Origin of the sequence: Bacillus sp. N447-1 (genome assembly GCF_022701035.1) — a bacterium.
GTDB lineage: Bacteria > Bacillota > Bacilli > Bacillales > Bacillaceae_G > Bacillus_A > Bacillus_A cereus.
On record NZ_CP065509.1, the window covers coordinates 4,801,098 to 4,823,181 of the forward strand.

Consider the following 22,084-nt stretch of genomic DNA (forward strand, 5'->3'; position numbering starts at 1 on the left):
GGAGCAACTGTAATAAGTTGCTCCTTTTTCATATATAGATTATTTTTCTGTTTCTTTAATTTTAGTTTGTACTTCACCAGTTTTAATCTTATTACTTTCTGAGAAGCGTAATAAATCGCCTTCAATAATTTTGTCAGACATTCGTAATTCATTTTGGGCACGTTTAATGAGGGCTTGAGCTTCTTTTTTTGGTAAATCTACAATTTCACCTGTTATACGGTCGTAGAAAGTGTTGTTTTTGTATGCATACTTATCTGTAACGAAGCTACCATCACGTAAAACAACAAAGCCAGTATATTCATCTGAAAACATATCATGGCCAAAACGAATATCATTCGTAGTATCAATCCCAAGTAAATTTAGAATAGTAGGTTTTATATCAATTTGTCCTGTAGGCTTTGAAATCGTTTCACCTTCTGTTTGGCCAGGCATATGAATATATAAAGGTGTACGTTGTAAATTCAGAGTATCAAATTCTGTTATTTGATCTTTTTCTAAAAACTGTGCCATTGCACGATTATGTTTTTCAGAAATGCCATAATGATCACCATATAAAACAATAATAGAATCATCATACATTCCCTCAGCTTTTAAACGCTCAATAAATTTTTTAATGGATTCGTCTAAGTAACGTGCTGTTACGATGTAACGATCAAATACGCCATTACCAGAGTTGTATGGTTCAATGAATTTTGTATCTTCATCATACGTAAATGGATAATGGTTTGTTAAAGTAAGGAAACGAGCATAGAATGGTTGATTAACAGTTTTTAATATATCTACTGATTGATCAAAGTATTCGATATCTTTTAATCCCCAATTTAAATTTGTTTCTGGTGTAATTTTGTAATCAAGCTCATTATAGTAACGATCATAACCAAGAGCAGAGTACATGATATTACGATTCCAAAATGTTGCGTTATTCGCATGAAATACAGAAGTGAAATAACCTTGCTGACGTAAAATTTCTGGAGTTGCAGTATAATCATTGTTACCGTGTGTAAAGAATACAGCTCCTCGATTTAATGGATACAACGACGTATCGATTAGAAATTCAGAATCAGATGTTTTCCCTTGACCAGTTTGATGGAAAAAGTTATCAAAGTAATAACTTTCATTTATGAATTCATTTAGGAATGGTGTAACTTCTTGCCCGTTCACTGATGCGCCTATTAAGAAGGTCTGCAAGGATTCAAGAGTGACGACAATTACGTTTTTTCCTTTCGCTGCACCAAACATATTAGGGTTTGGCTCGCTTTGATTTGCTTTTACGTAGTTTTCAGTTTCTTGTAATTTACTACTATCAGCAAGTGCTTTTTGTGACCCAGCTTTTACTTGCAGTGTTAAGTCATATACTTGGTGAGTATATAAGCCTAAATTTTTGACAAGCATGACTCGGTCGAATGATCTTGTTAATAATTCAGGGCGCTCTTTTTCTGCAAGATGTAGATTCGCAAAGAATACACCAATCGTTAAAAGAAAGTATAACAAGCGCGTAGAATGAGTTACACGTTCTGTTTTAAAGACCAATGATTTCTTTTTTAATAAAATAAAGAAGAAAACAATGTCTACGAATGCGAGTATAATTTTGTAGTTTAATATTTCTATAATACTGCCGCCTAATTGGCCGAAGTTTGAGGTTTGTCCAAGTACTGGTAATGTAACGAAATCACTATAAAAATCATAGAACATTACATTTCCAACAAGCACGATTGTTAATAAGAAATTAATACAGAGCGCTATATAATTTCGCTTTTCACCAGTTGCAAATAATGCTAATCCAACAAATGCTAATGATGCGGCTAGAGGGCTAATAAACAAAATGAGCTCTTGCGTTGAAGACTCGATTTTTAAATCAAAACTGAATCGCGTAATAAGATATGTTTTTAACCATACCGCTAAAGCCATTATTATAACAAAACTTATATTTTGCATTTGTAAATTTATTTTGTTCTTCATTTTTACACCTTCTTTATATAATTTATTTAACTAAAGTTATATATTATGTTTTTATAACTATTAGAGTGTAATGAACCATTTAGACTTTGTTTTCTAAAGGGAATAATTTGAAGTATTCATATATATACAATGGGGATTTTTAAAGCGTAGTAGCATAAATATAACTCTTTTTGAGAAACGGGCAGAACAAGTCATAGTTGTAGTGAAATTGACTTATAGACATCCTACCATATTAAACACTATGATGATGTTACAAAATATCGAACAAATAAAAGTGAAAATGGATAGAGACTTTTAAAACTGTTGACATTCAATTTATTAGAATTGAATGTCAATCGTTTTAAATATACAGTTATATTACATATGTATTTTGTAAAATCCCGATTTTTTGTCGGTTAATTATTAGCAGGGAAGGATAGGGGGTTTATTAATATAATTTTACTATATGTAAGTAAAGTGTTTTGAAATTGAAAATATTTGACTGACATTTTAATGATAGAAATTAAATGTCAGATAAGTACTTTCCAACATACAGACCACTTGCAGCTGCTTGAGATAATGAATGCGTAACGCCTGAACAATCTCCAATTAAAAATAGCCCATGTATACTAGTTTCAAAATGATTATTAATTTTTATCGTAGGAGCATAGAACTTTCCATCAATTCCATATAGTAAAGTATGTTGATCAATAGGTTCTTGTATAAATTGTTCTAAACGTAATAAAAATTCTTTGAGCCCTTCAATATATAATTGAGGAATTTCTTGATTCAAATCTCCATAATCCCCCTGTAGTGTAGGCTGTATACGGCTATGTTCCATGCTGTTTTCCGCCGTAGGTTGTTTCTTTAGTAAGTCCTCTAAGCGCTGTATAACAATCCGATCTCGTCCTTGGTTAATGCCTTTAATAATTGAACTTGCGTATACATTTGCTTCTTTGAGAGTTGGAAAATAGCTAGGAATAAATAAAGTGAAATTTAAATTAGAAGTGCCAGTTCCTTGCTCTCGAAAATTTTGACCGTCAGGCATAACTAAACCTTCTTCGTACTTTCGAATGATGCGTCCTTTTGGATTCATACAGTAAGTAGTTGCTGTGAAATGCTCACCTTGATAAGAAAGTTTTGTTTCAAAAGTATCTTTTAATATAGAACGTAATTGATGTTCTTTCATTTCTACTCTAATTCCTAAATCTACACGTGTTTGCTCCTGAGAAATATTTAGGGAACTGCACATTTCTTTTAACCAATCGGCCCCAGAGCGCCCAGTTGCAAATACTAGTTGCTTAGTTTGAACTGTTCCTTGATTTGTATCTATTGTAAAATGATCTTCCTGTTTCAGAATATGTTGTACATCTATATGAAATTGAATCTTTATTTTCGTCAGTAAAAATTCATAGAGCTGCTGAAAAATGTTACTGGAAAGTGTAGTACCAAGATGTCTTACTTCTGTTGTTAGCATTTGTAAACCACACGCTTCAGCTCTCTTAGTGAGACTTGAATTTTCAGTAGAATATTTTGAAACCGAACTTCCACCAAACTGACATAGAATTTCATCTACTTCAGCCATGAGTTGTAAAAAACCCTCTTTACCGACTTTTTTCTCAAGTTCTCCGCCAAATCCGTTTGTATAATTAAATTTCCCTTCAGATTTGCCTAAACCACCAAACCCGAAATATTTATCACATGTAGTACAATTACACACTTTTCCTTCGTCTAAAGGACAATGGCGATCTTCTAGCGCTTTACCTTTATCAAGAATTAAAACTTTTTTGTTACTTTTAGCTAGTGAATAAGCCATAAAAATGCTACTTACTCCAGCGCCGATAATCGTAACATCATACATATTCTTCCACCTGCTAACGAATAGTTTGTTTTTTATTTTTCTAGTGTATAACAATTTTATGAAGTTAAGAAATAGCTTTTATTAATAAAGTGGGAGTTTTTGAACTTGATGCTTTATTAATTTCTACGAGTGGTGGAGTAAATACAAAAATTTTTATTTGAAAGAAGAAACAGTTTAAAAAATAACTATGTCATATGATTAATAACATCTTACATAGAAAAAAACAGACCTTTTAAGTGAAGAGGTCTGTTAATGATTTTAAATCTTATTTAGCAAAAACATGATTACCAATTACTGCTACTGTTTGACGTGTCGTAATCCACTTGTCCGTTGATGTTTTTGGATTGTAGAAATAAATCCAGTCTGAATCTACTCCATTTGTGGAGATAGCCTCTTCTACAGCCATTTTTGCTTCTGCACTTGCAGGTTGATTAATTCTTCCATCTGTAACAGGAGTAAATGCATATCCGTATTTAATAGGTTCATAAATAACGCCTGTTATTGTATTTGGAAAACCTTTTGCATTTACACGATTTAGTATAACTTTGGCTACTGCTACTTTTCCTTTATAGGATTCGCCACCTGCTTCAGCGGTAACTAAGCGTGCCATTAAGTCTTTTTCTTTTTGTGAAATACTTGAGTTGATTTTTAAATGTTGTCCTGTATAAAGCTTGTTTCCGACTGTATTGTTCATTTGTTTTATAGATTGGACAGTGACATTGTAACGCTTTGCTATCGTTTCTAATGAATCTCCCGGTTGTACTTGATAAATAATTTGTTCAGAAATGTTCGCAGGCTTGGCATTTTGAGGAACAGTGATTTCATTTGATTTCACGGACCCTGGAATATGTAACTGTTCGCCAATAAAGGTTTTATCGTTTCCTTTATTATTAGCCTGTTTAATGGATTGTATTGAAACTCCGTATTGTTTACTAATGCCCCAAAGTGTATCGTTCTTTTTTACTGTATGAATGGTAGAAGCTTCAGCTGTACTTTGACTACATACGAATGTAATTGCGGCCGCAGATAAAGGAATTATATGTTTTATTTTTAGTAATTTCATTGTAAATCCTCCTAAGAAAAAATTAAGGTGAAACGATTAAGTAATGTAGTTTGAAATGTGTATATGCGTAATATATTAATGTAAGTATATTAGCACATATAAAATAAATAATCACTATAAGTTTCATATTCGTTTAGTGTAGAGTCAGAATATGAAATATTGCATATGAAAATACATTGAAGTTCATATTTCTGATTACTATAATCTATTTAGTAGAAAGGAATACGTTATAGAATTAATCATTATAGATTAATATAATGATTAATAATTATTAATAGGAGGATTGATGTAATGAAAATATTTCAAAAAATGTGTGCGTCAACTGTAATCATTACAACACTTTTAGGAACAGGAGGCACTATCAATAGTGTATATGCTGATTCTATAGAACAGCAGAGTAAATTAGGGATAGAACAAGAAACAGATAAGCAAATCATTGTAAAATTTAAAGCGGATTTGGATTTGCCATATGAAGATGGTATTGAAAAACAAATACAATCTCAAACGAATGATAAAATAATAAAAGATCTTTTGACAGAATATCCAGATGTAACATTTACTCGTTTATTCACATCTGTAAGCCCGGAACAAATACAAAACCTTGAAGTGAAAGCACCTAATCATGTATCTACAAGTCTATTAAACTACTATATTCTTCAAAATCAAAATAGTGGGTATGAAGAAGAAATAGTAGATAAGTTAAAGGCATCTTCTTTAATAGAAGATGCGTATATGAAGAAACAAGAGAAAATAATGCCACCTGAAGTGCAATCATCAAGTGTAGCTCTTAATCCTAATAACAATCCTAGATTTAAAAAACAAGGTTATCTTGAAGCAGCCCCATACGGTATTAATGCGCCTTTCGCCTGGGGAATTCAAGGCGGTAATGGAAATGGTATTACTTTTGTTGATATGGAATACGGATGGCTATTAAATCATGAGGATTTATTACATCAAAATATTGAATTAATGTCTGGAAGAAATATAGATCAGCATGTCGGTCATGGGACGTCTGTACTAGGAATTGTATCCTCTGAGGACAATGAAGTCGGGAATATTGGGATTGCGCCAAAAGCGAAAGCAAAGGTTATCTCTCAAATAAGAGATAACGGACAGTATAATACGGCTGATGCAATATTAAGCGCTGTAAATCAGTTAGAAGCTGGGGATGTTTTATTATTAGAGGCGCAAGCATCCTTTGATGGATATGGTGATAAATATTTACCTGTTGAAGTACAACCAGATATTTTTGATGCAATTCGTGCTGGTACAGATAAAGGGATTGTAATTATAGAGGCTGGAGCAAATGGGTGGAATGATTTAGACCAGTTCAAAGATAGAAAAGGTAAGCAAGTCTTAAATCGTAATAGTAAAGATTTTAAAGATTCGGGTGCAATTATGGTAGGCGCTGGCTCTTCATCTTTCCCTCATGAACGTATGTGGTTTTCGAATTATGGAAGCCGTATTGATGTGTACGGATGGGGAGAAAATGTAGATACAACTACAGCTGAACAAAGTAGAAGTGCTGTAAATCTATATACTTCAAGCTTTAGCGGAACATCTAGTGCCTCGCCAATTATTGCTGGGGCAGCGACTTTAGTACAAAGCATTGCTAAAGAAAATTTAGGACAACCATATAGACCTAGTGAACTAAGAGCAATATTAAGCAACCAGAGCACAGGAACAAAATCTAAAGATCCATATGCAGATAAAATTGGTGTTTTACCAGATTTGAAGTCTATACTAGTAAACTTAGGCTATGAACAAAGAAAACCAAACGGTGGGAATGAATTACAAGTAACAGAAAATGAACCAAATAATGAGCCTAGACAGGCAAATAAAGTTAACTTTCATACACCGGTGAAAGGAATGCTACATAATAGTGATAGAGTAGATGTATTTACTTTCCAAATTGACTCGCCGGAAAATATTAATATTTCTCTACTAAATGAACAAAATATCGGAATGACATGGGTACTTCATCATGAATCAGATTTAAATAACTATGTAGCATATGGTGAAAATGAAGGCAATGTAGTTAAAGGAACTTATAATGCAAAGCCAGGTAAATATTATTTATACGTCTATAAATATGAGAATACAGATGGTTCATACGTATTGAACATAAAATAAGTAAAAGGAACTTCAGATGAAGTTCCTTTAAATTTTCTAATTTAGTATATGTGAATGATTTTTAACTTTACTTCTATGCAATATTTCATATTGATGAAATGTTATTTATTTTTTCTGAACTAGCTTATATTATATTCAATAAGTTTGATATAAAAACAGAAAAAGAGAGGGATAATAATGAGCAATAAGAAGTTAATTTTGAAATTATTCATATGTAGTACAATATTTATCACATTTGTATTTGCTTTACATGATAAGCAAGTAGTTGCAGCTAGCTCTGTTAATGAGCTTGAAAATTGGTCGAAATGGATGCAACCTATACCTGATAATATCCCGTTAGCACGAATTTCAATTCCAGGAACACACGATAGTGGGACGTTCAAGTTGCAAAATCCGATTAAGCAAGTATGGGGAATGACGCAAGAATATGATTTTCGCTATCAAATGGACCATGGAGCTCGCATTTTTGATATAAGAGGACGTTTAACAGATGATAATACGATAGTTCTTCATCATGGGCCATTATATCTTTATGTAACACTGCATGAATTCATAAACGAAGCGAAACAATTTTTAAGAGATAACCCGAGTGAAACGATTATTATGTCTTTAAAAAAAGAGTATGAGGATATGAAAGGGGCAGAAGATTCATTTAGTAGTACGTTTGAAAAAAATTATTTTGTTGATCCTATCTTTTTAAAAACAGAAGGAAATATAAAACTTGGAGATGCTCGTGGGAAAATTGTACTACTAAAAAGATATAGTGGTAGTAATGAATCTGGAGGATATAATAATTTTTATTGGCCAGATAATGAGACGTTTACCACAACTGTAAATCAAAATGTAAATGTAACAGTACAAGATAAATATAAAGTGAGTTATGATGAGAAAGTAAAATCTATTAAAGATACAATGAATGAAACGATGAACAATAGCGAGGATTTAAATCATCTATATATAAATTTTACAAGCTTGTCTTCTGGTGGTACAGCATGGAATAGTCCATATTACTATGCCTCTTATATAAATCCTGAAATTGCAAACCATATAAAACAAAAGAATCCTGCGAGAGTAGGCTGGGTAATTCAAGACTACATAAATGAAAAGTGGTCACCATTATTGTATCAAGAAGTTATAAGAGCGAATAAGTCATTAATAAAAGAATAAAGATGATGAGAGTGAGAAGCGATAAAATATATCGCTTCTTATTTCTTTTCCAATAACCAACAATATAAATTGTACTTTTATAATAGAAAAAAATAAAAACATAAGATATAATCATACATATAAAATTTGTACCTATAAATTTTATATGTATGATTGAATTTGATTTGTTGTAATGAAATGGAGGTATATACTATGAAGTTTCCACATGATTTTTTATTCGGAGCTGCTTCAGCTTCTTATCAAGTAGAAGGTGCATGGAATGAAGATGGAAAAGGTGTTACGAATTGGGACGAGTTTTCAAAAATTCCTGGCAAAACATACAATGGAACAAATGGTGATGTAGCTGTTGATCATTATCATCGATATAAGGAAGATGTTCGCTTAATGGCTGAGATGGGATTAGAATCGTATCGTTTTTCTATTTCTTGGGCGAGAATATTGCCGACTGGAGATGGAAAGGTAAATGAAAAAGGGATTGAATTTTATAACAACTTAATTGATGAATGTTTAAAATACGGGATTGTGCCGTTTGTCACTTTATATCATTGGGATTTACCATTACCGTTAGAAAAAGATGGTGGATGGACGAATAAAAGAACAGCAGAGGCTTTCGTAAAATATGCAGAAACTTGTTTTAAGGCATTTGGTGACAGAGTTAAGCATTGGATTACTTTTAATGAGACCGTAATGTTTTGTGGATTAGGTTATTTAAAAGGTGCACATCCACCAGGAATACAAAATGATGTTCCAAAGTATTTTCAAGCGACTCATTATGTATTTTATGCACACGCGAAAACAGTTGCGGTGTACAAGCAGCTGAAACAATATGGTGAGATTGGGATTACACATGTTTTCTTACCAGCTTATAGTGTGGATGATCAAAAAGAAAATATACAAGCAGCAAATCATGCGAATGAATATGAAACGTATTGGTATTATGATCCAATTTTAAAAGGCGAGTATCCGTCTTATGTTGTACAACAATTAAAGGAAAAAGGATGGACTCCTAATTGGACGGTTGAAGAATTAGAAATCATTAAACAAAATGCAGAAGAAAATGATTTTATTGGCTTGAATTATTATCAACCAATACGAGTAGAAAGATACGATATGGATATAAAGAGTGAGGAACATTCTCGAGAAAACTCAACGCTTGCTCCAGGTAACCCTTCTTTTGATGGTTTTTATCGAACAGTTAAAATGGATGATAAAACATATACAAAATGGGGATGGGAAATATCTCCCGAAGGTTTCTTAGAGGGATTGCATATGTTGAAAGCGCGTTACGGTGACATAAAGATGTATGTAACGGAAAATGGACTTGGTGATGAAGATCCAATCATTGACGGAGAAATTGTAGATGTTCCGAGAATTAAATTTATTGAAGCGCATTTAAAAGTAATGAAGCGTGCAATTGAAGAGGGAATTAACTTAAAAGGTTATTATGCATGGTCAGTGATTGATCTTTTAAGTTGGTTAAATGGATATAAAAAGCAATATGGCTTTATTTTTGTCGATCATAATGATAACTTAAAACGTAAGAAGAAACTTTCGTTTCATTGGTATAAACGTGTGGTCGAAACGAGAGGGGAAGAGTTATAACAGATAAAAGCGTATTTTAGGAGAAAGTGTATGAGTGCAAAGTATAAACAAATTGCAGATGTGTTAGAGCAAAACATTCGAGATGGGCTTTTTAATGAAACGAAAAAACTACCTACAGAAGAAGCGTTGATGAATCGATTTGAAGTAAGCCGTAATACGATACGTAAAGTAATTAGTCAGCTTGTGAATAGAGGTTATATTTTTCAAGTGCAAGGTAGTGGCATGTTTTTACGCGAAACTTCTGTAACAGATTACATTAATTTAGGAAGTTTACGTGGATTAACGAAAAATCTTGTTTCACAAAATATTGAAACGAAAGTGTTAGAGCTGGAAGTAATAGATGCGGACGAAGAGATAGCAAAGCGGATGCAATGCGAAGCTGGAACTAGGTTGTATTTTTTGAAGCGCTTAAGAATTGTAGATGCTAAACCATTCTCTATTGAAGTAAGTTATTTCAAAAAGGATATTATTCCATATTTGAACGAAGAAATAGCATTAAGCTCTGTATACAGTTATTTCATTGAAGATTTACGATTAAATATTGGTTTTGCTGATAAAGTTATTAGTTGTGAAAAAGTAAATAAAGAAAATGCACAGCTTTTAGAATTAAATGAAGGTGATCCGGCGCTTCTTATTGAAAATACAGTGTATCTTGTAAATGGAACAATTTTTGAGTTATCTCAGTCGATGTTTCATTATGAAAAGGCGAAACTTTTAAATCGAATTAATTTTAAATGAAAAATTATCGTGTGAAAAAAGCAACTGGTCCTAAGTGATCAGTTGCTTTTTATTTTTTAAGTGGATGAGCAAAAAAACATGAAAGTGGTTGGTCCGCTTTTTGTAAACATCTATTATGATAAGAGAAGAAAGGTAGTATGTTATCGACGTTTTAAAGAGGAAGGTTTTTATGTAAGTTCTTTAATTAAAATAGATGGGTCTTAGAGAGGTGAAAAGACAATGAGTTTTGCAATTTCCCTAGTCGTTATTATTGTAATTGTATCGCTATTTGGGACTGTACTAGTTGCAAGAAACGTGGAGGAGAATTACGGTAAGTCTACAAAAAGAAATGTGAAAAACTTATCTGCAATCTATATTCTTCTTCTTTTTGTTCTACTGGCCGGGGTAACATGGTACGCGGTAATGATTTAATAGTTTGTAAAAGAATTGAAATGAGAGTATGAAGTTGGAATTTCAGAAGCTATTGAGTAATCAGAAAGAGAACCATTTTGGATATATCCATTTACGGATAAGAAAATGTGACTAATTAATACTATTTTTACGGTGAATACTGTTAGTAAAAAATGAGGATAGTTCGTTTTGAAAGGAGGAAACTAGATGGAATGGAAACCAAATCGTGCAGATAAGACACCTGTATATAAACAAATTGCGGATTATATTGAAAGAGGCATTTCTTCAGGTGAATTTCCTTCTGATAGTAAGTTACCTTCTGAGCGTATGTTAGCAAAGGAATTACAGGTGAACCGGAGTACAATAGTAGCTGCGTATGAAGAATTAAAATCACTTGGAGTAGTAGAACGGCAAAAGGGAAGCGGAACACGGGTCAATACAGACATATGGGGTGTCTCACATAAACGAATACCGAACTGGGGTAGGTACGTGGAGGATGGATCGTTCTTACCTAACGTACCACTCGTTCAACAAATTCGAACGGAAACACAAAAAGATGATTTAATTAATTTAGCAAGCGGTGAACTGTCACCAGAATTAATTCCAAGTGATAGATTTCGAACAATTTTGTCGGAGAAAACATTTATGGAAAACCTCGGTTATGATCATCCACTTGGAAATGAGATGTTGAGAAAAACAATTGCAGCACATGTTCAGCAATATAAACAAATTGAAGCAGATTCAAGCTCTATTCTTATTACGTCAGGAGCACAACAGGCGCTTAATCTTATCGTTCAATGTTTATTAAAACCTGGTGATGCGATCGCGATTGAAGATCCTTCGTATTGTTTTTCGCTTCCAATGTTTAAATCGGCCGGTTTGAACATATTTCATTTACCTGTTGATGAGCATGGAATGAATCCAGATGACTTAATCGATTTGCACAAAAAGCATCGCATTCGTATGGTGTTTTTGAATCCAGATTATCAGAATCCGACGGGGACTGTGCTTTCATTAGCGAGACGTAAAAAAATTTTAGAACTGTCTTCTGAGTTCGGTATACCAATTGTAGAAGATGATCCGTATAGTTTAATCTCTTTTAATGGAGAAGTGAACCCGACATTAAAATCAATGGACCAAAATGGAAATGTTCTTTATATAAGTTCATTATCAAAAATTGTTGCATCAGGATTACGTATTGGATGGATAATTGGTCCTACACGTGTAATTGAGCGTTTAGCAGATGCAAAGCAACAAGTTGATTTTGGCCATAGTGTATTTACGCAGTGGGTAGCAAATCAATTTTTAGAATCAAAGGATTTCCATAAACATATTACGATACTTCGTGGACAATTGAAGCAAAGAAGAGATGTATTAATTGCAGAGCTTGAAGGAACATTGGGAGACCGAGTTGAATGTTTCGTGCCAGAGGGTGGAATACATGTATGGTGTAAAGTGAAAGGAAAGTTTGATGAATATCACTTATTAGGTGAATCTATACAGAATGGTGTCGCATTTGTTCCGGGCAGTGTTTTAGGTTCGAAAAATGAATATATACGATTTACGTTTGGTAGAGCGAATATAGAACAAATTCAACTTGGAATTAAACGGTTTGCCGACACGCTAAATGAGATTTCATAATATGGATGTGTGATAGTGAAATGAGGGAAAGAAATGAAGTACGTGACGCTTTTACTTCAAGTAGGCGTGCTATATGTATTTAGCCTAGTGGGTACGTGGATTCAAGGAGTATTCCATCTATCAATGCCAGGAAGTTTAATAGGGATGTTAATACTGTTCCTGCTCCTTTCCACTCGCGTTTTACCGTTAAAATGGTTTGAGTTAGGTGCGGAAAAGTTAATCGTATTTTTACCGTTATTTTTAATCCCTTCGACAACAGGGCTCATGGAATACGGGTCTTTTCTTTTCAGTAAGGAGAGTATTATATTCCTTTTAGTAGTTGCAAGTACTGTAGTAACTTTGATTGTTTCAGGGTATATAAGTCAATTATTAATAACAACAAAAAAATAAAATCGACAAGGTGCACGATTCAAATGGTCTTAATTATTATTACTGTAGCAATTTATTTCTTGGCGACAAAGCTATATAAAAAATTTACGTTTGCATTTACGTTACCGGTGTTAACAGTTACGGCAATTATGATTTGTTTATTTTTCATTTTTGGTATTTCTCATCATGAGTATAGGGAAAATGGAGGAGACATTCTTTCAAGCTTATTGAGCTCTGCAATTGTAGCATTAGCCATACCTCTATTTAAAGAGCGAAAGATACTTATGAAAAATTTTTTATCGATACTTATTGGAGTAGTGATAGGTATAGTGGCTGTAACGAGTATGAATGTAGTGATTGGCGGAATTTTAAATATAGATAAGGAACTTATATTAACTACTTTACCACAGTTAGCAACGATGCCTATTGCCCTATCATTAGCGGATCAAATTGGTGGTATTCCATCTATGACTTCTAGTTTTGTAGTTGTTGCAGGAATAACAGGCGCTATTATCGGACCAACAGTACTTAAGTTTTTCAGTATAACAAGTACGATTGGAAAAGGAGTTGGAATGGGCTGTGCATCACATATTATCGGTGTGAGCCGTCTCGTGAAGGAAGGCGAGAAAGAGGCGACAATCGGTTCGGTAACGATGATTGTAACTGGAATACTCATTAGTATACTAATACCGTATGGAACGAAATTTATTTTTTAAATGTAATGGAGATGATAACAATGACAACATGGTTTATAGTTACATTATTTGTTTTTGGAGCTATTAAAGTATTAGTTTCTAGCATGCCCACTTCTGTTGTGGAATCAATTATTAGTAAATTTGAATTGCATCAAAAGCTTGAGGCGGAAAATACTTCTATATCGATAGATGGAAAAAATATAGAGGGAGAAATGAAACTACAAGTTATTCATGAATTTAATGAGGCTTTGTTTTTAGATAAACATTATTTCCCGCCGCACGGAGAAGGGACACCCATAGTCATTGATACGAAGAAAGGGAATAAAGAGATTAGATTTTCGCTATATAGCTATGAAGAACATGTTGATGTCATTAAGCAATATAAGAAGAAAGTCGTTGCCTATCGTTTACGCTCTAAAAGCCTTCAAACATTGGCACCATTAGCAATAACGGAAGAGTATGCTTAAGAAGGGACCTATAATGGTCTCTTTATTTTTTTATCCAATTATATACGTTCCAAATAAAAGAATGAAAAATCATATAACCAAATAAAGAATATGTATGGTTCCAATTCGCGTTATGTACAAATAAACCTAAACTTTCAGCAATCTGTTCAAAAAGGCTAGCACAAATACCGATTGAAATAATAAATAAAATTCTAGAAACGTTAGATAATTTTTTTGAAATGTGTATAAAGATAACTGTTAAAATCGGCAGTACGAACAATGTAAAAGCTATATTAACCGAAAATGTGGATGAGAAGGGCCTAGCCGGAAAGGAATATATTTGTTTATGAACAAAAAAGGCATCTAAGCAAGTTCCAATAATAGAAGAGAGAAAGATTGTAACTACTAATGCTAGAAACTCATTCTTCTTCTCGGAGGAGGACATTTTTCTTTGCGAGAATGGCGAGTTCAATTTTTTCGAGTGTTTTGCAGTAGTCTTCTGTAATTTGTCCATTTATATTTTCCTCCTTATCAACTAAGTAATTTACAACTTGCCAATCGGTAAACCAATCTTCACTGTCAACTTCTTCATGCTTCATATCTCGCCATGCATAGATGAGTGCAGGGCTGTATATGCGATAAGCGCCATTTCGTAACTGGCATTTCTTTATTCGGCGCTTATAAAACTCACGGGAAAAAGATTCATTTACACTTGAAAATAAATGGGGCCAGTAATCTTTCCTTGATCCTGTATGTGGATGGTGTTGAGCCCAGCTTATTATTTGAGATAAAACATGTGTATCTCGAAATAATAATGAGTACAATCTTTTTCCAATTAATATCCGTTCATGTAAGGAAGTGAAATGTTTCATTGTATCACCAAATAGTAATACTTTTTGTTTCTTATCATTTTCGTAGAATGGGAAAAGAATATGATTAAACTGAAAGAAATCAAAGAGTTTAAATCCAATACTATTTAGTACAGTCTTTTTAAATTGTACATTTTGAATCACTCTTTTTTCTAAGTAGTTTTGTTCATTAATAATAGTGGCAATCGCTAAAGTTTTTTTGTTACCTGTTTTCCAAAAATGGTGCCACATCGTTTCCATAAATGTAGAAACATTTAGGTGAGGGAGAAGGTGAAATAACTTTTGTGATCTCTTTACACTTTGTTCGTAAAGTAAAAATTGAGGGTATACATCTTGGAAAATAAGCCAATTCCCTTTTTCTAAAAAAGAAAAAAATATGAATTGATCTTTCTCTGATAAAATTCTCGTATATAAATCCCCCTTTAAATCAGTCATATTCCAACCGCCGTTACGTGATACCATATGTCCAAGCAGTGCCCAATGTATTTCTGGATATTGAATGTAAAATTGGTAGTATGCGCGTGTTCTTGTAACATTATTTTTATTTAGCTGTTCTGTTTGTATTTTTATTTTGTTGATGATGAGTTGCTCTTCTTTCGTTAATTTATACATGGTATCAGAAGGAATAAGTTTGCTTTTTTGTTTTAATTCATTTTTTACGTCGAATAGGGAGAGAGGCAGTGCTTTGGAAGGTCCGTTATATGTATGATTTGAATTGCTTCGGTCCATTCCGTTACCTCCCTTTTTCATAAATTTAAACATGATTATTGGCTATGAATCATTCTATTTATTTTATTACGAGTATAAGAAATAAATGAGCGGTGTTTTTTTACAAGGAATTTATTTATCATGCAAACAGTATGGAAAATCTTACTGTTGTGAGGTGAAATGAAAAACAGAAACTAAGTTTAATAGTTTCTGTTTTTTTATTTTGTCAATTAAATGTAACAAACGACGATTATGATTTGAATCAATTGAAAATAATTCAATAAATATTATTTAAATTGAGATGTTTCGTAGGAGGAAAAGGAATGTTAAATAAAATAATTTTAATTACTGGTGGTACAGGTTCGTGGGGGCATGAACTTATAAAACAACTATTAGAAAAATCACCGAAAGAAATTAGAGTTTTTTCAAGAAATGAAACGGTTCAGTTTGAAATGCAGCAACAGTTTATAAATGATCATAGGCTAAAATTTATTATTGGAGATATTCGTGATAAAGATCAACTAGTCTATGCATGCCAAGGTGTACATTATGTATTCCATCTTGCAGCTTTAAAACACGTTCCAGTATGTGAGTATTATCCTTATGAAGCTATAAAAACTAACATACATGGTACGCAAAATGTAATTGAAGCCTCTACACAGATGCAAGTTGAAAAAGTTATATATGTTTCAACGGATAAAGCAGCTGATCCATCAAATACGTATGGGATGACAAAAGCAATTGGTGAAAAATTAATGGTTCATGCGAATATACAAACGAAGAAAACAAAATTCATTTGTGTTCGTGGTGGAAATGTTTTAGGAACGAGTGGAAGTGTAGTACCGCTTTTTAAACAACAAATTAAAAGATCTTCAGAAGTAGGGATTACCGATGCGAATATGACTAGATTTTTCTTAACAGTTGAAGATGCTGTTGGATTGTTATTTAAAGCCGTATATCAAGGTAGAGGCGGGGAAATCTTTGTTATGAAAATGCCGGCATGTAAAATAACAGATTTAGCGGAAATATTAATTGAAGATTCAAAAAAAGAAAATATTAAGGTGAAAGAGGTAGGGATAAGACCGGGTGAAAAATTAAGTGAAATGCTTCTATCTGAGGTAGAGAGTAAAACAAGTATAAGTTTTGATCAAAATTATTTTGTGGTACTACCGACGATTCCTATCGAAGGACTTCAAGAATATTATTCTAGCTATCCGCTAGTGGATGTGAAGAGTTTTAGTTCTCAACAAGATTTACTTGCAAAACATGAGGTGAAACAAATGCTATTAAAAGGAGGGTTTTTGCGATGAAAAAAAATGCGAGCCTTTTAATAACTGGTGCAAATGGTTTCACAGGCCGCCATGCTTGCCACTATTTTTTAGAGCAGGGCTTTCATGTAATTCCTATGTTTCAAAATCGTGCACATAGAGAAAAAATTAGAAATGGTATTACGTGTAATTTAACTAATAAGAGCGAAGTAATGAAGGTAATGAAACAAATAAAGCCAGACTACGTATTGCATTTAGCGGGAAGGAATTCGGTTATAGAATCTTGGACAGCTGCTCTTGAGTATATAGAGATTAATGTAATAGGAACGTTATATTTATTAGAAGCAATTAAGCAAGAAGCCTCGCATTGTAGAACATTAGTTATAGGATCTGCTTTGCAAGCAGATAGTATGAACGAAATGAAAATTTCAAATCCATATAGTTTAAGTAAAACGATGCAAGTCATTATTGCAGAGGCTTGGGGAGGATTAATGGATTCAAATATTATCATTGCAAAGCCCTCAAACTTAATTGGTCCAGGGGTATCGAATGGTATTTGTTCGATTCTCGCAAAGAAAATAATAGATATAGAATCAGGTAGAAGTAAGGCTATTATCGAAGTAAACAGTTTGAAAGATAGTAGAGATTTTCTAGATGTACGTGATGCGGTCAAAGCGTATCATGTGTTATTACGAGATGGAATAAATGGAAAACAATATAATATCGGATCAGGAGTAAAACGATCTTTATTAGATGTACTAGAACAATATAAAGAATTAACACAGCTAAATTTTTTTATAGAGGAAACAGAGAAAAGTGGGAGCGACTCAAATGAGAGTTTAGCAACAGAGGAAATAAAAAATTTAGGTTGGATCCCAGAAATTGAATTTCATCAATCATTAAAAGATGTACTTGAGTATGCGAAGTGTAGTGACATCTGCGTGCAATGAAAAACAAAAAAGGGTGTAAGAAATATATGAATGGTTATGAAGTAATAGATAATCAAAATACGCTATTTCTTTCAATTGTTGATACGCTGGACTGGAGAGATGAAGAAGCGCATGTATTGCTTATTTATGAGGCAATACATAAATATCAAGCGTATGTAGAAGAAAAAAGGGTTAATCGAATAAAGTCAGCATTAGAGACGGAAACTAGATATGTGATTCAAATCTTTGCTCAATACGAGTGTAGTGAGTATGGAAATGATTTTTATGAACTCATTAACGATCTTTTACAAGATATAGAGGTGGAGTTAAAGATTTATATAAAAAATAATAAGTTTATTTACATTTAAAAGGTAAAGAGAAAGCTAGATTTTTAATAATAAAGGTGGGTATAAGTTATGAGCAAAACGATTCTTTTTACTGGGGGCGGTACAGCCGGACACGTTATGATTAATATTGTATTAATTCCTAAATTTATAGAGAAAGGCTGGAGAGTCGAGTATATTGGATCCAAAAATGGAATTGAAAAATCATTAGTGCAAAATGTTAAATACAATAGTGTTTCAACGGGAAAGCTTAGGAGATATTGGGATTGGGAGAATTTTAAAGATCCTTTTAAAATTATACGCGGTTGTTTACAAAGTTATAATTTAATTAAGAAAACAAAGCCTGACGTTATCTTTTCAGCAGGAGGATTTGTTTCAGTTCCTGTAGCTATAGGAGCATGGTTAAATCGTGTGCCTATAATTATACGTGAACCAGATAGCACATTAGGGCTTGCCAATAAAATAGCATTACCTTTTGCTACAAAGCTATGCACAACATTTCCTCAGACAGGAGAGAATGTAAGTAATGAGAAGAAGGTTTATGTAGGACCAATTGTAAGGGAAGAAATTGAGAAGGGTAACGTATTACGAGGAAGAAGATATTGTGAATTTCAGCAAGATAAACCAGTATTATTAATTATGGGTGGGAGTCAAGGTGCTAAGTGGATAAATGATATGGTAAGGGAATGTTTAGATACAATACTATTAAACTTTAATATTATTCATATATGTGGTAAAGGGAAGATAGACCCATCTATTGGCATGGAGGGATATATGCAATTTGAATATATAGGCGACGAGTTGCCGCATATACTAAATATGGCAAGTGTTGTAGTTTCTAGAGCGGGTTCTACTGCTATTTCTGAATTGTTATTTTTGAAGAAACCGATGTTGCTTATCCCGTTAACTAACAGTTCCAGTAGGGGAGATCAAGTTTTAAATGCTGAATATTTTTCACGGCAAGGATATGCGGAAGTTATACTCCAAGACAGAGTAAGTACGAATACATTTATACATGCAGTAAATAAGTTGTATACAAATAAGGAGAAATATATTCAAAACATGAATGGATATAAGAAAACAAATGATGAGGGAATTCATCAAATAATAGATATAATAAATGAAGTGGTGAAGTAATAGAAATGTAAATAGAAAAAAAAAGGAAAGAAGGTATCTTCTTTCCTTTTTGCTATATTTGTTCTAATTAGTTATGTACTATGGGTGAATGCCGTTTTCTAATAGCTCAGTAAATGCATGAATATGAATAGGTTTACTGTAATAATAACCTTGAATAAACTGACATTTATTTTTTTGAAGGAAATTTACGTGCTCTTTCGTTTCTACACCTTCAGCAATGACAGACATTCCTAATGTATTTGCTAATGTGATGATCGTTTTAATAATTTCCATTCCATCATCACATGTTTCAGACATTGTAATAAATTCTCTCGGGATTTTTAACGTATCAATTGGATACAAAGGTAAGTAGGCTAGCGAAGAATAACCTGTACCAAAATCGTCGATAGAAATGTGAATCCCTAAACTTTTTAGTGTACGCAGTTTTATCAATGTTTCTCGCTCATCCATCATTGCAATTCGCTCTGTTAATTCAAGATCAAGAGAGCTTGCTGGTAAACCTGTATTTGTTAAAGTAGAAGAAATAGATTTTACAAAATCCTCTTGTTCAAATTCCTTAGCAGATAAATTTACACCTATTTTTAAATGTGAATATCCGAGTGCGTGCCAACGTTTCATTTGTTTACAAGCCTGCTCTAATGTCCATTTACCTATTGAAATAATTTGTAGTGTTTCTTCTGCAATCGGAATAAACTCGTATGGAGAAATAATACCTAATTCAGGATGATTCCACCTAATTAAAGCTTCTGCACCGATAATTTTATTAGATTCACTATCAACTTGAGGTTGATACAAAAGGAACAATTCTTCATTTTGTAGTGCGTTTGGTAAATCTTTTTCTAATCGCAATCGTCTTTCAATTTTTTTAGCGATTACATCGTCATAAATAGATACAGAGTTAAGTTCTTTTGCTTTTGCATCATACATTGCAACATTAGCGTTTTTCAGAAGTGTAGCGGTATCGATTCCGGAATGTGGATAAATAGCGATGCCGATACTCAGTGATAAAGTTAATTTATGCTCATGTATGATAAATGACTTTTTCATGCATTTAAATAATTGGTTACATAATTGGAATAAGTAATCTTCGTCAGTATAGTTTTCAATTATGATTGTAAATTCATCGCCACCGATTCTTGAAAGATGAGTATGTGATGGAAGACATGATTGGAAGCGCTTTGCTACTTCTTCTAATATGTAGTCTCCTGATGAATGTCCAAGTGTATCGTTAATTGCTTTAAAGCGATCTAAATCTAAATATAATAATGCAAACTCGCTTTCTGTTATTTCAGCATTTTTTATAACTCTCTTTAATTTCTTATGGAAAAAGGCACGGTTACCAATTTTCGTTACAGTGTCATGGAATGCTAAATATTTTATTTCTTCTTGCTGTTTTTTTAGTGCAGTAATATCTTTCACCATAATATAGCTTCCTGAAATTTGTCCGTCTATTATAATAGGAATGATTGTAACGTATAAAAAATAAGTAAAGCCATCTTTATATTGAGAACTAAGTTGTAAGGATGCCGATTCTTGTTGTTTCACTTTCTCTAACGCCAATGCTAGCTTATGCTTATCTTCATCTAAAATAATCGAAAAACAAGTTTCACCGAGTAACTCATCTGTTGGTGCTCCAAGTAGTACACTCCCAGCCTTATTTACATTTAAGAATATTCCATTTAAATCAATGGTGAAAATAGGGTCAGGATGATATTCATATAATGATTTAAACTTTTGCTGTTTTTGAGAAAGAGCCTCTGATTTATGAACTAAATCAGAAGTCCGTAAAGTAACTTTTTCTTCTAGTTGGGCATTAAATGCCTGCAAACGTTTTGTTAAGGAATTGTTTTGCATACGTACGATAGAATGACGAATGAGTACGAAAATAAAAGTAATACAATTTCCTGTAATGAGAGTTGAAGATGATGTTTGTTCTTTTAATGTAAACCCGATTAGTATTGCAACAGCAAGATAGGGAAATACAACTAAAGCTTTTTTTCCTATTATAGGGTTTACAAGGAAATAATTTTTATGGCTATTATGATCTTCTGAAATAGAGCCAGCTATTGCAATAAGTAATATAGGTATTCTATATAAAAGACGTAATAATATTATCGTTTCAGTTGATAAGTGGTTATTTAAGTAAAAATAAATATAGTTAAAAGTTGCAGAACTTATTAATACAAAAATAAAGATATAAATTTTCCGTTTGGAATTAAAAATTGTTGGACGGAAAAAGAGACTAACACCTAGCAGTAGAAATAATAAATCTGCAATTGGGTATAAAAATGAAAGGAAAACATCTCCTAGTGAAAGAGCGAATATATTTAAATTTGGTTGATTAAATAAATACCATTCTAATGTAAATATGGAAGTAAGCACTATGCATATATCACAAATAAAGAACGCTTTCTCCCATTTATTGCATTCCTTTAAGATTTTATAGCAGAAAGCGATAAGACAGAAAAATAGAAAAACATGTAAAATACATCAGAAACCGTAAAACGATGTATTGGAATTTCGAAGAAGCTATCTTGATATGTATATACTATTTTCCCTAATAAAAAACTACCAATTGCTATTGTAATACATATCCAAAACGGATTTGAACTGACTTTTTTAGAGTATATAGAGTAAATCAGTGATACAAATGTAATGGCTTCAACGACAAGTGAAGCGAAGCGTACATCTGAATTTGAAAAATGAGTAGGGAACAGATAGAAAAACATAAAATAGATTGAATAGCATATTAATGTTCCGATTAATATACATAATTGTAAATTTTA

General features: G+C 32.7%; 18 protein-coding genes and 1 pseudogene. 13 read left to right on the top strand and 6 right to left on the bottom strand.

Annotation, left to right across the window (positions count from 1 at the left end; all coding sequences use genetic code 11):
• Nucleotides 1-39: 39 nt before the first annotated feature.
• From IQ781_RS24620 to IQ781_RS24630, 3 genes are all read right to left on the bottom strand, one after another.
• Nucleotides 40-1,959: an LTA synthase family protein gene (locus IQ781_RS24620; RefSeq protein WP_000791030.1), complete on the bottom strand. Its 1,920-nt coding sequence runs from the start codon at nt 1,957-1,959 to the stop codon at nt 40-42.
• 502 nt (nt 1,960-2,461) lie between these two features.
• Nucleotides 2,462-3,799 (bottom strand): NAD(P)/FAD-dependent oxidoreductase, encoded by a 1,338-nt coding sequence (locus tag IQ781_RS24625; RefSeq protein WP_000272405.1) that lies wholly within the window; start codon nt 3,797-3,799, stop codon nt 2,462-2,464.
• 265 nt (nt 3,800-4,064) lie between these two features.
• On the bottom strand, nt 4,065-4,862 hold the full coding sequence (locus IQ781_RS24630; RefSeq protein ID WP_000771005.1) for a cell wall hydrolase: 798 nt from the start codon (nt 4,860-4,862) through the stop codon (nt 4,065-4,067).
• Between the two features lie 291 nt (nt 4,863-5,153).
• Here IQ781_RS24630 and IQ781_RS24635 point away from each other — a divergent pair, with 291 nt between their 5' ends.
• The 9 genes from IQ781_RS24635 to IQ781_RS24675 all read left to right on the top strand — a co-directional run bounded on the left by IQ781_RS24635 (nt 5,154) and on the right by IQ781_RS24675 (nt 14,064).
• Nucleotides 5,154-6,995: a S8 family peptidase gene (locus tag IQ781_RS24635; RefSeq protein ID WP_000689195.1), complete on the top strand. Its 1,842-nt coding sequence runs from the start codon at nt 5,154-5,156 to the stop codon at nt 6,993-6,995.
• 177 nt (nt 6,996-7,172) lie between these two features.
• Nucleotides 7,173-8,162 carry a phosphatidylinositol diacylglycerol-lyase gene (gene plcA, locus IQ781_RS24640; RefSeq protein WP_000066288.1) on the top strand — a complete coding sequence of 330 codons (990 nt, stop codon included), beginning with the start codon at nt 7,173-7,175 and terminating at the stop codon, nt 8,160-8,162.
• A gap of 192 nt (nt 8,163-8,354) precedes the next feature.
• Nucleotides 8,355-9,764 (top strand): glycoside hydrolase family 1 protein, encoded by a 1,410-nt coding sequence (locus IQ781_RS24645; protein ID WP_000671629.1) that lies wholly within the window; start codon nt 8,355-8,357, stop codon nt 9,762-9,764.
• 30 nt (nt 9,765-9,794) lie between these two features.
• Nucleotides 9,795-10,502 carry a GntR family transcriptional regulator gene (locus IQ781_RS24650; RefSeq protein ID WP_001274912.1) on the top strand — a complete coding sequence of 236 codons (708 nt, stop codon included), beginning with the start codon at nt 9,795-9,797 and terminating at the stop codon, nt 10,500-10,502.
• A 219-nt stretch (nt 10,503-10,721) separates the two neighbouring features.
• Nucleotides 10,722-10,913, top strand: a complete 192-nt coding sequence (locus tag IQ781_RS24655; RefSeq protein WP_000006458.1) for a hypothetical protein — start codon at nt 10,722-10,724, stop codon at nt 10,911-10,913.
• Nucleotides 10,914-11,099: 186 nt separating this feature from the next.
• Nucleotides 11,100-12,533, top strand: a complete 1,434-nt coding sequence (gene pdxR / locus IQ781_RS24660; RefSeq protein ID WP_000454965.1) for a MocR-like pyridoxine biosynthesis transcription factor PdxR — start codon at nt 11,100-11,102, stop codon at nt 12,531-12,533.
• Nucleotides 12,534-12,566: 33 nt separating this feature from the next.
• Nucleotides 12,567-12,923 (top strand): CidA/LrgA family holin-like protein, encoded by a 357-nt coding sequence (locus IQ781_RS24665; RefSeq protein ID WP_000878488.1) that lies wholly within the window; start codon nt 12,567-12,569, stop codon nt 12,921-12,923.
• A gap of 23 nt (nt 12,924-12,946) precedes the next feature.
• Complete coding sequence (locus IQ781_RS24670; RefSeq protein WP_000242943.1) at nt 12,947-13,618, top strand: LrgB family protein; 672 nt, start codon at nt 12,947-12,949, stop codon at nt 13,616-13,618.
• 20 nt (nt 13,619-13,638) lie between these two features.
• A complete protein-coding gene (locus IQ781_RS24675) occupies nt 13,639-14,064 on the top strand; it encodes a YfmQ family protein (protein ID WP_000214634.1) in 426 nt (141 codons plus the stop codon).
• 22 nt (nt 14,065-14,086) lie between these two features.
• Here IQ781_RS24675 and IQ781_RS24680 read toward each other — a convergent pair whose 3' ends face one another.
• Complete coding sequence (locus IQ781_RS24680; protein ID WP_033666325.1) at nt 14,087-14,488, bottom strand: CBO0543 family protein; 402 nt, start codon at nt 14,486-14,488, stop codon at nt 14,087-14,089.
• Nucleotides 14,463-15,641, bottom strand: a complete 1,179-nt coding sequence (locus IQ781_RS24685; RefSeq protein ID WP_000376159.1) for a DUF2515 domain-containing protein — start codon at nt 15,639-15,641, stop codon at nt 14,463-14,465. The genes IQ781_RS24680 and IQ781_RS24685 overlap by 26 nt, the downstream gene beginning before the upstream one ends.
• A 302-nt stretch (nt 15,642-15,943) precedes the next feature.
• On the opposite strand from IQ781_RS24685, the gene IQ781_RS24690 reads away from it, so the two are divergent.
• Genes IQ781_RS24690 through IQ781_RS24705 form a run of 4 tightly spaced genes read left to right on the top strand, consistent with a single transcriptional unit; the run spans nt 15,944 to nt 19,298 of the window.
• On the top strand, nt 15,944-16,930 hold the full coding sequence (locus tag IQ781_RS24690; protein WP_000932614.1) for a UDP-N-acetylglucosamine 4,6-dehydratase family protein: 987 nt from the start codon (nt 15,944-15,946) through the stop codon (nt 16,928-16,930).
• On the top strand, nt 16,927-17,838 hold the full coding sequence (locus tag IQ781_RS24695) for an SDR family oxidoreductase (protein WP_000739078.1): 912 nt from the start codon (nt 16,927-16,929) through the stop codon (nt 17,836-17,838). Before IQ781_RS24690 ends, IQ781_RS24695 begins: the two co-directional genes overlap by 4 nt.
• Nucleotides 17,835-18,185 (top strand): DUF6572 domain-containing protein, encoded by a 351-nt coding sequence (locus tag IQ781_RS24700; protein WP_002164458.1) that lies wholly within the window; start codon nt 17,835-17,837, stop codon nt 18,183-18,185. Before IQ781_RS24695 ends, IQ781_RS24700 begins: the two co-directional genes overlap by 4 nt.
• Nucleotides 18,186-18,233: 48 nt before the next feature.
• Nucleotides 18,234-19,298 (top strand): undecaprenyldiphospho-muramoylpentapeptide beta-N-acetylglucosaminyltransferase, encoded by a 1,065-nt coding sequence (locus IQ781_RS24705; protein WP_000047561.1) that lies wholly within the window; start codon nt 18,234-18,236, stop codon nt 19,296-19,298.
• Nucleotides 19,299-19,376: 78 nt separating this feature from the next.
• Here the strand turns inward: IQ781_RS24705 and IQ781_RS24710 are convergent.
• A pseudogene (locus IQ781_RS24710) lies at nt 19,377-22,027 on the bottom strand (sensor domain-containing protein).
• Nucleotides 22,028-22,084: the final 57 nt, after the last annotated feature.